Origin of the sequence: Actinokineospora sp., assembly GCF_052390155.1 — a bacterium.
GTDB lineage: Bacteria > Actinomycetota > Actinomycetes > Mycobacteriales > Pseudonocardiaceae > Actinokineospora.
This window is the reverse complement of the sequence record NZ_JBQTHF010000056.1, coordinates 1-15,171: the sequence shown is the minus strand read 5'-3', so window position 1 is coordinate 15,171 and position 15,171 is coordinate 1. Positions and strand designations below refer to the sequence as shown.

12 protein-coding genes are annotated in these 15,171 nt (G+C 68.7%); 4 read left to right on the top strand and 8 right to left on the bottom strand.

Annotated features, from left to right (window positions below; all coding sequences use genetic code 11):
- Window positions 1-2: 2 nt before the first annotated feature.
- The 3 genes from ACT4N7_RS19080 to ACT4N7_RS19070 all read right to left on the bottom strand — a co-directional run bounded on the left by ACT4N7_RS19080 (window position 3) and on the right by ACT4N7_RS19070 (window position 6,227).
- Complete coding sequence (locus ACT4N7_RS19080) at window positions 3-4,331, bottom strand: fibronectin type III domain-containing protein (protein ID WP_444830133.1); 4,329 nt, start codon at window positions 4,329-4,331, stop codon at window positions 3-5.
- 215 nt (window positions 4,332-4,546) lie between these two features.
- Complete coding sequence (locus tag ACT4N7_RS19075) at window positions 4,547-5,179, bottom strand: class I SAM-dependent methyltransferase (protein ID WP_444830132.1); 633 nt, start codon at window positions 5,177-5,179, stop codon at window positions 4,547-4,549.
- Between the two features lie 70 nt (window positions 5,180-5,249).
- Entirely contained in the window at window positions 5,250-6,227 is a 978-nt protein-coding gene (locus ACT4N7_RS19070; RefSeq protein WP_444830131.1) for a DUF3068 domain-containing protein, read from the bottom strand.
- Window positions 6,228-6,375: 148 nt separating this feature from the next.
- On the opposite strand from ACT4N7_RS19070, the gene ACT4N7_RS19065 reads away from it, so the two are divergent.
- Complete coding sequence (locus ACT4N7_RS19065) at window positions 6,376-7,590, top strand: acyltransferase family protein (RefSeq protein WP_444830130.1); 1,215 nt, start codon at window positions 6,376-6,378, stop codon at window positions 7,588-7,590.
- Window positions 7,591-7,628: 38 nt separating this feature from the next.
- On the opposite strand, the gene ACT4N7_RS19060 is transcribed toward ACT4N7_RS19065, so the two are convergent.
- The 5 genes from ACT4N7_RS19060 to ACT4N7_RS19040 all read right to left on the bottom strand — a co-directional run bounded on the left by ACT4N7_RS19060 (window position 7,629) and on the right by ACT4N7_RS19040 (window position 11,626).
- Window positions 7,629-8,954 (bottom strand): hypothetical protein, encoded by a 1,326-nt coding sequence (locus tag ACT4N7_RS19060; protein WP_444830129.1) that lies wholly within the window; start codon window positions 8,952-8,954, stop codon window positions 7,629-7,631.
- An 87-nt stretch (window positions 8,955-9,041) separates the two neighbouring features.
- Window positions 9,042-9,620: a DUF3558 family protein gene (locus ACT4N7_RS19055; protein ID WP_444830128.1), complete on the bottom strand. Its 579-nt coding sequence runs from the start codon at window positions 9,618-9,620 to the stop codon at window positions 9,042-9,044.
- A 14-nt stretch (window positions 9,621-9,634) separates the two neighbouring features.
- Entirely contained in the window at window positions 9,635-10,018 is a 384-nt protein-coding gene (locus tag ACT4N7_RS19050) for a hypothetical protein (protein ID WP_444830127.1), read from the bottom strand.
- A 108-nt stretch (window positions 10,019-10,126) separates the two neighbouring features.
- A complete protein-coding gene (locus tag ACT4N7_RS19045; RefSeq protein ID WP_444830126.1) occupies window positions 10,127-10,870 on the bottom strand; it encodes an ESX secretion-associated protein EspG in 744 nt (247 codons plus the stop codon).
- Between the two features lie 417 nt (window positions 10,871-11,287).
- On the bottom strand, window positions 11,288-11,626 hold the full coding sequence (locus tag ACT4N7_RS19040) for a hypothetical protein (RefSeq protein WP_444830125.1): 339 nt from the start codon (window positions 11,624-11,626) through the stop codon (window positions 11,288-11,290).
- A gap of 404 nt (window positions 11,627-12,030) precedes the next feature.
- Here ACT4N7_RS19040 and ACT4N7_RS19035 point away from each other — a divergent pair, with 404 nt between their 5' ends.
- The 3 genes from ACT4N7_RS19035 to ACT4N7_RS19025 all read left to right on the top strand — a co-directional run bounded on the left by ACT4N7_RS19035 (window position 12,031) and on the right by ACT4N7_RS19025 (window position 14,964).
- A complete protein-coding gene (locus tag ACT4N7_RS19035) occupies window positions 12,031-12,852 on the top strand; it encodes a helix-turn-helix domain-containing protein (protein WP_444830124.1) in 822 nt (273 codons plus the stop codon).
- 2 nt (window positions 12,853-12,854) lie between these two features.
- On the top strand, window positions 12,855-13,010 hold the full coding sequence (locus ACT4N7_RS19030; protein ID WP_444830123.1) for a DUF397 domain-containing protein: 156 nt from the start codon (window positions 12,855-12,857) through the stop codon (window positions 13,008-13,010).
- Between the two features lie 727 nt (window positions 13,011-13,737).
- Entirely contained in the window at window positions 13,738-14,964 is a 1,227-nt protein-coding gene (locus ACT4N7_RS19025) for an IS4 family transposase (protein WP_444830122.1), read from the top strand.
- Window positions 14,965-15,171 lie beyond the last annotated feature (207 nt).

Here is a 15,171-nt window from a genome sequence, read left to right as displayed (position 1 = left end):
CCTCAGTACAACCAGTTGCACCGGCCGTCGTAGTCGTTGAAGTAGCGACTGGTCGAGTACTTCAGATAGCCGCCCCAGTGCAGGTTGGCCTGCATCTCGTAGGCGTTGCCCTGCCAGGCGTTCCCGTAGACCTTGAGGGAGGCCAGGGACATCGCGCCGTAGGCGGCCATGTACGCGGGCACGCTGCTGTGCCAGGACCATTGGGTGGAGTGGCGGCCCTCGTGCAGCAGCAGTGCGGGCCCGTAGCTGTCGGCGTAGGAGCGACCCCGCTCGCGGCGTACGTTGGCCCGCTTGTACGCCTCGCAGGTGATCCTGGCGTCGAACGCGCCCTCGCTCTGCGACCACAGCAGGTAGTCGCCGACGGTCATCGGCTGGCCGGTGAGGTTCGAGGTGGTGTCGTAGCAGATCCGCTGGTGATCGGAGTCCTCGCACCGGCCGGACGGCCACCCGGCGACCAGGAGATTGCTGCCGTTGGCCCAGTTGCCGAACCGGTAGCCGAATCCGCCCATCCGCCGCTCGGGCACCGCCTCGTCGGGCGAGGTCGCCGTGCTCACCCCGGAGATGTTCTCCGCGGTCACCTTGAACTCGTTCAGCTCGCCGTTGAACAGCCCGCCGGTGAGCCTGATCGAAGTGCCGGACACCGGGTAGGCCGAGCGCTGCCACGCGCCCGAGTCACCCGCCATCCGGTAGTAGATCCAGTAGCTGACGTCCGGGGTCGGGCTCGCCCCCCAGCTCAGCCGCACCGAGAACAACCCGTCCGGGGAAGCCGACAGGTAGGTGGGCGGCTGCGGGGCGGGCGGCATCGGCCGCGCGCTGACCGCGGGCGACGGGCCGCTGTCTCCCGCGAGGTTGGTGGCGAACACGCGGAACTCGAACCACACCCCGTTCGGCAGGTAGGACACGGTGTGCGTGCAGCAGCTCGCCACCGGGTACGGCAACCGCACCCAGGTCCCGCCCAGCGCGCGGTACTCGACCCAGTAGTAGACGTTCGGCGTACCGCTCGCGCCCCAGCTCAGCGTGACCTGCTTGTGCCCGCCGACCGCGGTCAGCGTGGCGGGGGCCTGCGGGATCGGCGGCATCGGCCGCGCGGTCGCCGTGTTGGACGCCCCGCTGTCGCCCGCGAGGTTGGTCGCGCGCACCCGGAAGTCGTAGGTGGTCCCGTTCAGCAGGTACGTCACGGTGTGCGTGCAGCACGTGCTCAGTGGGTACTTGAGCCTGGTCCACGAGCCGCCCGCCGGGCGGTACTCGATCCAGTAGTACACGTCCGGGCTGGGGCTGGCCGTCCACCGCAGGGTGACGCGGCCGTCTGCCGGGGTCGCCGAGAGCCCGGACGGGGCCCCGGGCAGAGGTGGCAGCGGTCGCGCGGAGGCGACGTTGGTCGCGCCGCTGTCGCCGGAGACGTTCGTCGCGCGCACCCGGAACTCGTAGGTGGTGCCGTTGAGCAGGTAGCCGACGGTGTTGGAGCAGCACGTGGTCACCGGGTATTGCAGGCGCTGCCACGAGCCGCCCGCCGCGCGGTACTCGACCCAGTAGTAGACGTTCGGCGTCGGGCTCGCCGACCACGACAGGGTCACCTGCCCGTTGCCCGCGCTGGCGTTCAGCCCCGAGGGCGGCAGCGGCAGCCCGCCGATCGAGGTCACCTGCGCGACGCTCGACGCCGGGCCCTCACCGCCCGCGTTCTCCCCGGTCACCTTGAACTCGTAGACGTGGCCGTGCACGAACGGGCCCATGGTCGCGGAGGTGTTCAGCGTCGGGTAGACCGACCTGGTGAAGCCCTGGCCCGCGGTCACGTCCCGCACGTAGACCCAGTAGTACAGGTTCGGCCCCGCGGCGTTCCAGTCGAGATCGATCGTGCCGTCGCCCGCGGAGATGGCCCGCATGCCGCCCGGCGCGGGCGGCGGTGAGTAGCGGGCTGTCGCCTGCGCGACAACGGACAGCGCGCCGAGCCCGGTGGAGTTCTCGGCGGCGACTTTGAACTGGTAGACGTGGTTGTGCGCCAGGTATCCGGCGGTGAACGAGCAGCACGTCGAGGTCGGCAGTGACAGCCGGGTGAACCCGGTCTCGCCGGCGGTCACGTCCCGCTGGTAGATCCAGAAGTACACCGGCTCGCCCGGGTCCGACCAGCTCAGCCGGACACCGCCGTCGCTCTGCGCGGTCGCGGTCAGCCCGGTGATCTGCGCGGGCAGCGGCAGCCGCGGGGTGGCGCGCACCGTGTTGGTGAACGCGGACTCGCCGCCCGGCGCCACCGCGGTGATCTTGAACTCGTACTCGTGGTTGTTGGCGAGGTAGCCGGGGGCCATCGTGCAACACGTGGTCAGCGGATACGGCAGCCGCGTGAACCCGGTCTCCCCCGCGGTCACGTTCCGCTGGTAGACCCAGTACCACGCGCCCGCGGTCGGGCTCGCCGTCCAGTTCAGGGTCACCGCGCCGTCGCCCGCGGACGCGGTCAGCGCGCTCGGCGGACCGGGCAGCGGGTAGGCCGAGGTGGCCTGCGCGGTCACGGACCGCGGCGACTCGCCCGCCCGGTTGATCGCGGCCACGGCGAACTCGTAGCGGTGCGCGTGCAGCAGGTACCCGGCGACCATCTCGCAGCAGGTGACGATCGGGATGGGCAGCTTGGTCCACGCGGTCTCGCCGATGGACAGGTCGCGCTGGTAGATCTGGTACCACAGGTTCGTGCCCGCGTCCGCCCAGGTGAGCCTTATCTGGCCGTCGGTGAGGGCCGTCGCGGTCAGCCCGGTGGGCGTCGGCGCGGGGGCGTAGCTCGCGGTCGCCGTGGCCACCGCCGAAATCGGCGACTCACCGCCGCCGTGGGTCGCGGTCACCACGAACTCGTAGGCGTGCTGGTGTTCCAGCCACTCCGCGACGAACGTGGTGTCGCCCGGGTCGCCGTCGGTGATCCGGCTGAACTCCGGGTCGCCCGCGGTCACGTCCTTGCGGTAGACGTCGTAGCGCCAGGCGGCGTGGACCGGGTTCCACGTCAGGGTGACCCGACCGTCCGGTGTGGACACCGCGGCGATACCCGTTGGCGCGGCGGGCCGGTCGATGGTGACCAGGACGCTGACGGCCGAGGAGATCGGCCCCTCGCCCACCGCGTTCGCGGCGCTGACCTTGAACTCGTAGGTGTGGCCGGTGTCGAGCATGCCGACCTGGGTGGCGGTGGTCGCGGTGTCGCGGACCGCCTTGACGAAGTGCGTGGCGCCCTCGGTCACGTCGCGGTGCCACACGTCGTAGGTCAGGCCGGTTCCCGGCGGCGGCGTCCAGGACACGGTCGCGACGCCGGTACCTCGGTCGACGCCGACCGCGACCCCGGTGGGCGCGGCGGGCACGGTCGCCGGGTCGGGGGTGGGCCGGGGCCACGCGATGTCGACGAACCGCGGCCGGTAGATGCCCGCGTCCTGGTAGACCGCGCCGTCCTCCAGGCTGTTCACGTTGTAGGACACCAGGATCTTGCCGCTCGGCGCGAGTTCCGGGTGGAACCGCGCGTCGTAGACGATCTGAGCGCGGCCCTGCGCGGGCTCCGGGGCGACGAACAGGTCGATCGGGCCGGTGAACGGACCGGTGGGCGAGGCCGCGGTGTAGGCGACCACGGCGGGGTTGAACAGCAGGCTGCCGTCGACGGTCAGCACCACGTACTGGCCGCCGATCTTCTGCACGCCGAACGCCGTGCCGACTCCCGACAGCGGCAGCCGCGCGGAGTCCGCAACCGCGGCCGACCAACCGGTGCCGTTCCAGAACTGCCACGCCCCCGCCAGTCCGCCCGCGGGCACGCGGGCGAGGTGGGCGAACCGGACCTGGCCGGGCCGGTCCTCGGAGCCGTAGAGGTAGGTGTAGCCGCCGTCCTCCAGAATGCCGGCGCCCCAGGCGATGTCGGTCCCGAGGGGCAGGTCCACCTTGCTGGTGACGGTCAGCGCGGGCAGCGCGATGGTGACCAGCGCCGTGCCCGCCAGCACGACGTCGAGCGACCCCGTGCCGACCTTGCGGTACTTGTTGTAGAGGACCTTGAGGCTGCCCGCCTCCACGGTCCCGTCGGCGACCCAGTACATCTCGTCCGGCCCCGCGGCCACCAGCGACTGCGGCACCGACGGCGACCCACCGTGCACAGTGGACACCAGCGCCGAGCCGTCCTGCACCACGATGGAGTTGTTGATGAACGCCGAACTCGTCGGCCGGGAGCCGTCCGGGTTGACGGTGCCGATGAAGGAGTCCGAGAACAGCCAGGCGATCCGCCCGTCCGGCAGCGGCACGGACGCCGTGCTGTCGGCGCCACTCCACCGGCCGCTGGTGTCCCCGTAATTGTCGAACAGCGTCGTGAGCTGCGCCCCGGTCATCCCCCCAACCGGCGGCGCCGCGGCTTGCGCGACAGGCAGGGTCGGCGACCCCACCGCCACGACACCGATCACCGAAAATGCGCACAGCAAACGTCGGCCCAAGTCCCGCATGGCCATTCCCCAGTCCATCAGACTCATCCCAGTGGGGTGAAGCTAGCAGGTCACCGGGGTTCCCAACATGGACCAAACGGCCCTGTCCGAGCGATGCGGTACACCTACCTGTTCCGTGCGCGAACAAGCAGTGTCCCCTGCTCGCGGCAGGCGGGCGGGGCAATGACCTCGGCAGTCGCGTCGTGGAATCCCATGTCCGTCAACACCTGTGCCCACTGGCTGGTGGGGTGGTTCCACTTCGCGATTGCCCGATCACCGGCCGCAGGTTCACCGGAGAACGGAACCTGGGCGAAAGCGAACACCCCGCCTGCGGTCATCCTGTTGCGCACCAAGGGAAGTAGCACAGCCGGGTCGGTGAACCAGACCGCACCGAAGACCGAATAGATCACGTCGAAGCTGGTCGTGGTGGTGGCAAGGTAGTCGACGGCATCCGCGGTGACGAACTCCAGGTCCGCCACGTGGCCCCAGGTGTCAGCGGCGACCACGGCGCGACTGGGAGCCAGGTCCACACCGACACAGCGGGCACCGAGAGTGGCGACGTGCGCCAGGTTCGACCCGGTGCCCGAGCCCAGCTCCAGCACTCTCGCGCCACTGAGGTCGCCGAGCACGGACTCGTCCGGGCCGTGGTCGGGGTACTGGGTCCAGTTGAGCCACGTCACCGCCCCAGCGGCGTTGGTTTCCCTTCGCGGCTTGGCTTTCCCCGCGTAGCGTTCCCACGCCCCGACTGCGGTGAGCACTTTGCGGAACCTCCGGTGCGCCGCGCCGCGACAGCACCAGGCGGACTGTCGCGGCGCCAAGGGGCAGGTGCTAGGCGTCGGCGGTTTCCCGGGTTGTGCCGCGGTTCGCCTCGCCGCGGTTGGCCCGCAGGAGCAGGAAGATCGCCAGCCCGAGGAACAGCACGCCGAGCACGGCCACGATGATCGGCAGGATCGTGGTGATCAGCAGCACCTGGCCGCGGCTCTCCTTGGCCCGGTCGAGCGACGCGGTGACCTGTTCGTCGGTGAACGCCATCCGGCCGTCGAAGGCCACGATCTTCTCGGCGCCGCTGCTGTCCTCCAGGACCTGGCGGCGCTGCTGCTGGCCGTTGACGATGACGCCGGTCGCGGGCTCGACCCAGTAGGTGATGGTGTTGGAGTAGTGCATCTGCAGGCGCAGTGACTCACCCTGGGCGCCCTCGCCCGCCCACAGCGCGGGCAGTTCCACCGGGTCGCCGACCTCGGTCTCCGGCACGGTCAGCTCGAACTTGTAGACGTCGAGGCCCTGCACGGAGTCCGTGGCGACGAACTTCGCGGGCAGCGACTTGCCGATCGCGGCGACCCAGAGCGGGTAGTCCTGCTGCTCGGTGCCGAACGGGAACTTGACGATCAGCCCCTCGTGCTGCGTGCCGTTGGGCACCGCGGCCACATCGTTGATCGTCTCGTCGTACTGCGGGCCGTGCACGAACTCGCCGGTCCGCCGGTCGAGAGCGAAGCGCTCGCGGCCGAAGGTGACCACGTGGCCGTCCCGGTTGGACACCTTGAGGTCGTGGTCGAACACGATGACCTCGTCGGTGCTCTTGTTGAGGTCGACCCGGTAGTCGTCCTGCGAGTCCAGGTTGCTGGTCTTGACGGCCTGGGTGGGGTCGGCCACGCCCGCCTGGACGTCGAGGTGCTTGACGTTGAGGCCCGCGGCGAAGGACTGCTGCAGGGTCGGGGCGAGCGGAATCTTGAGAACCCTGGGTTCGACGTACCACTTCAGCAACGGAATAAGCGCCACCATGAGTGCGCCCAATGCGAGTGAGATCAAGCCGAACACCTTGGGTCGCACTACGGCCTCCGAGCTTTTCGTCCCTGGACGGTGGGCAATGTTCGCGTACGATACCGGCTGGTAATAAGAAGAGACAGTGCCGTAAAGACTCACTTCGGACACATCGGTGACCAGCGCGAGGAGCCCCATGGCAGGCAGTCAGGGCTCGCTGCCCGCCCTGGACGGCCTGCGCGCGGTGGCCGCGTTCGCCGTGCTGACCACCCATGTCGGCTTCGACGCCGGGCTGCCCACCGGAACCGGCCTCGCGGGCGCGATAACCAGCAGACTGGACCTGGGCGTGGCGATCTTCTTCGCCCTCTCGGGATTCCTGCTCTACCGCCCGTTCGTCGCGTCCGCACTCACGGACAAGCCGACCCCCGACGTCCGCCGCTACCTGCTCCGCCGCGCGGCCCGCATCCTGCCCGCGTACTGGGTCGCCGCGATCGCCGTGCTCGTGGTGTTCAACCGGCAGTGGCTGCACACCCCGCTCGACTGGGCGATCCCGCTGGGCCTGACACACATCTACTTCCCGCTGCGGCTTCCGCTCGGTTTGGAACAGACGTGGAGCCTCGCGACCGAGGCCGTGTTCTACGTGCTGCTGCCCGTGTTCGCGTTCGTGCTCGGCAGGCTCGCCCGGGGCGCGGGCCCCGCCACCAGGGCGCGCGCGCAGTTGGCCGGTCTCGCCGTCCTGGCCCTGGGCGGCTACGTGTGGAGCGCGCTGATCCACGCGGCGCCGTTCGCGCCCGCCACGCTGTCGGGCATGTGGCTGCCCGGGTACCTGCCGTGGTTCTGCGCGGGCATGGCGCTGGCCGTCATCGCCGAGTGGGCCCGGACCGACGACCGACCCGCCGAGTGGCTGGGCACCATCGCGGCCGTGCCCGGCACCTGCCTCCTCATCGCGGGCGGCGCGTTCGTGGTGGCGTGCACCCCGCTCGCGGGCGGCAAGACGGTGCTCGAATCGACCAGGCCGTGGGAGGCCCTGGCGAAAACCCTGCTCTACACCGTCATCGCGGCCATGCTCCTGGTACCGCTGATCACCGCGACCCCGCACCCGCGTACGCGGCTGATCCTGGCGAACCCGGTCAGCCGCTTCCTGGGCCGCATCTCGTACGGCATCTTCCTGTGGCACCTCCCGGTACTGCGCGGCTACCTGGCGGTGACCGAGACGCCGTCGTTCCGGGCGCCGTTCCTGCTGACCATGGCCGTGGTTTCCGGGGTCACGGTGGCGCTGGCCACGGTGACCTACTACGCGATCGAGCAGCCGGTCAGCAGGTGGGTCGGCCGATACCGCGCCCGCACACACCACCATCCGCTATGCCTGCCGAACACCATCCCCGAACCTGCCGGCCAACCCGGCCGATAGCTCCCGCGCCCTCGATCGAACTGTCCGTGCTCGGATGATCACAGGCCGATCACCGGCGGCGCGGTGATCTCGTCGGTGCCGAACAAGCCATCCGGGTCGGCCTCGACGAGGTAGTCAGGACTCAGGTGCTCGATGTCGTCCGCACCCGAACCGCCGCGCCCACCAGCGCCCATGCCGGCACCCGTGCCCGCCGCACCAGCCCGCCCGGCACCACGACCCCCGACAGTCCCGCCCCCGGCGACCGGCCCGCCAAGCGGGGACACTCCCGCGCGCCCACCGCCACCGGGCGCGCCAACAGAACCAGGCCCACCGCCTGCGCCTTTCCCACCAAACCCGCCGGGACCACCTCGTCCGACACCGCCCGGGCTGGGGCCGACACCACCGTGCGCCCAGTGCGGATTGTCGGGTCGTGGCCCAAGGCCAGGTCGGTCGGCCGGATTCGAACCACCTGTACCCGGCGCGCTGATCGGGCCGGCACCCGAGCTGCTGGTCTGGCCCGCAACCGCAGAACCAGGACCGCCGGGGCCGGATTGCCCACCGGTCGGACCGGACCCGCCGCCGCCTGCCGTCCCTCGACCACCCACGTCGCCCCGGGACCGCTCGGCTGAACCGCCCTTCAACTCCGTACCGGGGCCATCGTGACCGTCAGCAGGTGCGGCGGCAGGCGGTGCCGGGGCGAACGCGGGCGCCGCCGACGCGGTCGCGGTCAGCGTCTGGTCATAGGTCCGCACGGCCTGCGCTGCCTGCTGATGCGCCGCCTGCTGCGCGGCGGCCTGCTCCTGGTTCTGCTGGGCCTGCTGCGCGTAGGCGACCGGATCAGTGATCGTCTGCAACTGCTGCGCCGCCGCTCGCGGGTCATAGGGCGGGTTCGGTGGCGGCGGCACGGTGTTCTTCGCCGTGGCCAATGCCTGCGCCTGCTGGGTGCCGACCGTCCCCGCGAGCTGCGATGCCTTCCCCGCCTCCCCGGATCTGTTGGCCAACCCGGCCATCGCCTGCCGCGCCCCCTCGGCAGCGGTACCGGTCCACGTGGTCTCGCTGCCGCCGATCGCCCTGGCCACCACGTCACCGAGACCAACCAGCCTGTTGCCGACCTGAATCCACGCCTCGCCCACCGAGCCGACCGCGCCCGGGTCGACGCCGTTGTTCACCGCGTCCCACAACTGCTGGTGCGGGATGCCCTCGTAGTGCACACCCGGCGCACCCGGCGCAGTGCGGGTCAACATGCCCTCCCGCAACTGCCGCGCCTGCGCGTCGAGCTTGTCATCGGTCTGGCCCAACGTGTTGAGCATGCCCATCAACGGCCCCAGGAACGGCCCGTACCGCGCCCGCCCCTCCGCCACGATCTGCTCCCGCAACTCATCCACCGTCGGCGCACGACCGTAATCCCGAATCCCGTACTCCGCCGCCACATCAGCGGCCGGCCTCTCTCCACCCATCGCCCACCAACCCCTTTACGACTCCGGCAAATTCGGCTCGATCAACTTCGCCGCCCGCAACGCCAAATCACACGCCTCATCCTGATCACCCTGACGATCACTGCCGAGGACATCTACCCGCGACGACGCTGTGACACCGATGAACACAAAGCAGCCGCCGGTGGTGGTTCGCATCTGCTTCGCTTGATGCGACCCGATCGTCACATCGCTGATCGCGCCGTCGACCACGATTCCAGCCAGGCCAACGTCGGTTCGAATGCCCGGGTCCACGCCACCCTCAGGAGTCCTCAGTCGGCAGATTCGGCCGGTGCCGAACCTTTCGGGCCCCGAGACTTTCGTGACGCCTAGGGTGGCCTTGTCCGTGTTGGTGAGAAGATCGCAGGGGTTGGTGTCGGCCAGCGATTCGGACTTTGCTGAGGTGCTGCTCGCTGCTGTGCTGGTAGCGGTCTCGGAATTGCTGCCAGTTGTCGTCGTCACCGGCACCGGGGTGCCCGGCGCTGCCGTGTCGCCGCAAGCGGCCAAACCAACACTGATCATGACCACCGTCGCGGTGATAGCCGCGCGTCTGGCGATCGCGATTGTGGTGGGTGTCACGTTGCGGTCCCTGTTCATGAGCCTGCGGCGGTGATGCCGCTCGCGCCGGTCTCGTCGCTGTCCTGGTAGGCGGTCATCGACTGCCGCAGCGACGCCTCGACATCAGCCAAATCCCGTTGCAGGCCCTGCATGAACGGGACGAACCCCTGCACTCGGTCGGTGGCAATGGAGGCCATGAACGGCTTGTACACCTGCGCCGCAGGGGTCTGCCCCAACGCTGGTTCCTGCCCGAACCGGTCGGCATTGGCGAGCGCCTCGCGCACGACGTCCTGCATTTCGATGACCGCGTCGATCATTACCTGGGCTCCTGGCCCGGCGACGGTGAAGCCTTCCTTGGCTGCGGCTTTGAGTTGTTGTGCGGCGTTGTTGATTCCGGCGAAGCTGTCCCACAGGTTCACTGTCACTCTCCCCGCCTCCCCGTCTACCCAGAGTGAACGGTAGCAGCCGTGATTGCCGCGCAACCACGGTTTGAGACGACGTGGTGGACCCCGCTGGTTCCGTCCTGATCAGGTGTGTTTGGCGAGCAGTCGGTGGATGTGGTGCTCGATCCTGGCGAGGTCGGCGGGCAGGTAGGTCACGTGCCGGCGGCCGTCTGGGCCGGTGGTGACGGTGACGGCGTAGCGGCCCGCGTCGGTGTCGATCCAGGAGACGGTTTCGCTGGGTCCGGGCCTGCCCGCTCTGGTGGGTGCGTTGATCAGGAATGAGCCGCCGCCGCGTCGGGGGCGGGTCAGGATTCGTTGCGCCGCGTGGCGGTCTTGTTCGGCGTACGGGCGTGCCCGTTGCATGAAGCCGGACACGGCGGATGGAGCGTCGGTTGTCTGTTGGCCGGTGACGCTCACCGAGGCGCCTGGTCCCGGCGGTAGCGGCGGAAGCGCGGCGACCAGGGCGCGGACCATGCTTTCTGCTGGCAGCGCCTGGAAGGTGATGTGTTCCTCGCGCAGTGTGGCGAGTACGCCGTGGCGGGCGCCGAGGACGGCGAGCGCCGTGACGTGGAATCGGTCGGTGATGCCGTTGACCGCGATGGACACCGGCCCGGTGGCGTAGCGGCGCAGGGTCCGTACGAGGTCGGGGTCGAACCGGTCTCCGTGGATCAGTCCTCGCCGGGTGAGGCTGGTGTTGACGGCGGCGAAGAGTTCGGGGCGGCCGACCCCGCCGAAATGCGGGGTGGTGAACGGAAACCGCCACACCGCAAGATCCAGCGCCGCGCCGAGCGCGTCCAGTTCAGCGAGCGAGCACTCCACCCGGGCCATGGCCGAAATCGTGGCACATGCCGTGCGTCGATCGGCTGATTCACACCCGAAACGGCCCAATCCAGGAGTGCGGATCAAGGCTGTGGGTGGCCGCCGACCAAAGTACGGAGGCATGTTGCGCACGTTCTGGCATTCGGGGATTCCACCGGGCTGGCGATGTCCGCCACCAGCCAGCCACCGCATACGGCGGGACCGACTCGCTGGTCTCCGATGTCCTGCGCCACAACGGTTCCGTCCCGGACTGCCCGCAGATGGGCGAGAGGTGAGCCGAGGACGCTTCGGCCCCACCGGTTGGAATCGCCACTCACGACGCGCCCGAACCCCTGCTCGGGGCACTGTTCGAGATCACCCGACTCGTCGTCCCACTCGCACGACGCCGACCACTTCACCATCGCGATCCGGCTCCCCGCCGACCAACTACCCGGCTCTGGACACAAGAACCGACTTGTCGCTCGGCTTGTGTGGATGCTGTTCCGCGCTGAGCGTGTCGCCGATCGTGATGGTGTGCTGACGAGGCTCAGTCAGGTAATTGAACTGGCCGATGTCCATCAGTGCCTGGTTCGAGCGCAGCGCCGGTATGGCGTGTTCGATGATCGAGGCGAGGGTGATCACGCATTCTGCGGAGAAGTTGAGCGCGATCGTCATTGCCGAGTCGTCCGCGCCGACGAAGAGTTCCAGGTAGTCCTCGGAGATTCGGTAGCCGATGGGCCCGGTGGTCAGATCGAGGCTGGTGGTCAATGCGTGCGGTGTGGACACGAACGTCGCTCCGGGTTCTTGGGGTCGGTGCCTGCCGCTTTCCGAGCACGGCCGGACAGCGCGCCGGTTCCGCTCATCTGCTCAGGTCCCAGCGAGTGTGGTTGATCTTGAAATGACACCGGACGGCGTCGATGGACGGCTGCCCGTCGAACGTGATCGTGAACGAACAGCCGGCGGTCGAACAACTCGCCCGGATGTCCTTGGCTCGCTCATCGAAGTACCAGATGACTCGATTGTCGTCACTGCTGCTACCCCCCGGCGGTACCAACTTGAGCGCCGCGCCTGGCGTTGTGTTCGTCACCGCCGACCCCCTCTCGCACTCTCTGTGCTCATGTCGTCACCACACTGTAGGCTCCTTTGCGGCATGGGTCGGACAATTTGCAATAGCGGAAAGGATGCGGATGGTGGGGCAGCGGAGAACGCCGCAGGCGCGGGACCGGACGCTCGGGGCGCAGCTCCGGGCCATTCGGCAGGAGCAGACCACGCTCAGTCTGGAAGCGGCGGCATCGGTCATCGGCTGGTCGGCGGCGACGCTGAGTCGCACGGAGAACGGCAAGCGGCACGTCAGCAGCGAGGACGTCGCGGCGCTGCTGGCGGTCTACGGTGTGCCCGCCGCACAACGCGACGAGCTGGTCGAGAACGCCCGCGCGGCCAGCCAATCGGGCTGGTGGTCACGGCCGCTGCCGGGAGTGCTCCCCGATCTCGGGACGCTGGCGAGCTACGAGTCGACAGCTCGGGCTCTCACGAACTGGTCGGTCATGGTGATCCCGGGACTGTTGCAGACCCACGACTATGCGGTGGGATACATGCTCGCCGATGGCGCGGAAATGCGGGACGTGGAGACCCGATGGATGGCGCGGCTGCGCCGCCAACAGGTGCTGCCCAAGGTCGACTACGCGGCGTTCATCTACGAGGGAGCGCTCCGTGTGCCGTTCGGCGGTATCGAGTCGCTCAGGGAGCAGTTGGGACACCTGCTCGACTCCTACACCAGAGGGCACACCATCCGGGTGGTTCGGCAGGCCCACGCCACGCTGCTGCACTCCTGGCTGCTGATCGAGTTCCCCCGGGCGTCGCCGGTGATTCACGTCGAACTCCTGCGCAGCGGCGTGTTCCTGCATGACGCCGAGGTCCGGCACTACGAGGACGTGCGGGACAAGCTGGCGCGGGTGGCCCTTTCCGGGGCGGAAAGTCGCAGTATGATCGAGAGACTGAGAGAGAGGTTGTGATCATGGAGTGGCGTAAGTCGTCCCGCTCGGGCAACGCGACGGACTGTGTGGAGCTTCGGCAGGACCTGAATGCCGTCCGAGACAGCAAACGACCCGGCGTGTCGCTACCCGTGTCTCGCGGCGCGATACACGACCTGATCGCCAAAATCGTCCGTTAGGGCAGGCGGAGCAGCCGAGACCGCCGCCGCGCACACCACAACCCACGCGACCACACACAGCACCTGCGGCACACCGTCCCCAAGCCAACCCACCAAACCGGCGGGCATCTCACCGCGCAAGTCGGCCAACGCGAGATCACGGCCCGAGGCAACCGCCTGACACAACTCGGCCGCCACAACCGCCACCGGAGCGACCACGTGCGGGCGAAGCCCGCCGAACAACCGCGTCCAGCGGAAGGGCATGATCGGTGTGGTGGGCCACGACACCCCACGGCGAATGGCACCAGACGCCGCAGGTCGACCACGGCCGCGTCACCAGCATCCGGCACGCCCATCCGGCCGAACACCACGTCGTCCGTGCTGGTCATGGGCCTCACGTCCAGTCCTGCACTCCGGAAACACAAGACCACCGGAATGAACGGGCAGGGGTTGCCTGCACGCTCGACGGAAGAATCGCCTGGATCTCGGACCAGATTCCCGCCAGCAAGCACTACACACCCACTGCCTCGGCAAGTCGAACATCCCGTCGGCGGGCGACCCGACTGAATCGGTAACTGGTTAGACCTTCGGGCCCAGCCACGAACCCAGTCCCAAAGGATCAGTGCCTCCAACTCACCCGGTACGGTTCACTCAGGTCACAGCTGAATAGCTACCTTTCTTGGTAGGTGAACCAGAGCCCCACCCAATGTCACTGCCTTAAGTGATCGACATGGGCTAGGATCGTCGCGTGGCTGGTGTGACACGTGAGGTGAAGGCTGCTCTGGAGCGGCTCCCCGACCGAATCTCGATCGGGGTGTTGGCGAAGACGTTCACCAACGACCTGTTGGACGAGGTGATCGACGAGGCGGACGTGCGGGAGGTTCGGGTCCGACTGCTTCCTGCCCGACTGGTGATGATCTTCACGTTGGCCTGCTGGCTGTTCATGCGATCCGGCTACGGGCTGGTGATGTCCAAGCTCGCCGACGCGCATGCGGCGCGGGGGCCGGGTTGGGGGGATTGGGAGGCTCCCACGACCGGGCCGATCAGCAGGGCGAAGGCACGGTTGGGGGCCGATCCGTTGAAGTTGTTGTTCCGCCGGGTGTCCGGTCCTACTGGCACGCCGGGCACGCCAGGGGTGTTCCACCGGGAGCTGCGGGTGCTCAGCGTGGACGGATTCACCCTGGATGTGCCTGATACCAAGGAGAACGAGGAGTTCTTCGGGCGCGGCACCAACGGTTCCGACACTCCCAACCCGTATCCGCAGTTGCGGGCGCTGGCGCTGGCCGAGTCGGGGACCCGGTCCCTACTCGGTGCCGCCTACGGGCCGTATCGGACCGGTGAGCAGACCCTGATGGACGATCTTCTCCCTGTCCTCGGGCCGGGCATGCTGTTGCTGGCCGACCGCAACTTTGCCTCCTACGCGCTGTGGCGCAAGGTCGCGGCCACCGGCGTGGCGCTGTGCTGGCGGATGTCGGCATCGTTCGCGCTGCCGGTGCGGACGGTGCTCGACGATGGCACCTATCTCAGCGAACTGCGGCCACCGCGCAAGAAAGACGGACCGCCCATCGTCGTGCGCGTCGTCGAGTACAGCGTCATCACCGAAAACGACAAAGGCGAGCAGGTATCGGAACTGTTCTGCCTGGCCACCACGCTGCTCGATCCCGACCACGCCCCGGCGGGTGACCTGGCGGGCCTCTACCATGACCGCTGGCAGGCCGAGACCGGGATCGGTGACCTCAAGACCACCCAGCGCGGCGGCCCCGAGGTGGTCCTACGCTCCAAGACCCCCGCGATGATCGCCCAGGAGTTCTGGGCCATGGTCTGCGTCTACCAGGCCATACGCGACCTGATCGACCACGCGGCCACATCCGGCCTCGATCCCTCGAGGATCAGCTTCAAACGCACCCTCGAAGCCGCCCGCGACAGTGCCACGCGGGCGGTTCTCTCCCCCCGCGACACCTCGTCCGCGAGGTGAGACACCTTGCCACGCAACTGCGCAAACCCGCCAACCTCGTACTGAAACGGGAAGGCCGCACAGCACCCAGGGCACGCAAACGCGGTGGCTCCAACCGCTACGACCGACGCCCCGCGAACACCCCGGCCGTTCAGACCGTCACCTACCGGATCGTCCTGCACCCGCTACAGCCAAAACCAACATGATCTTTTAAGGCAGTGGCATTGC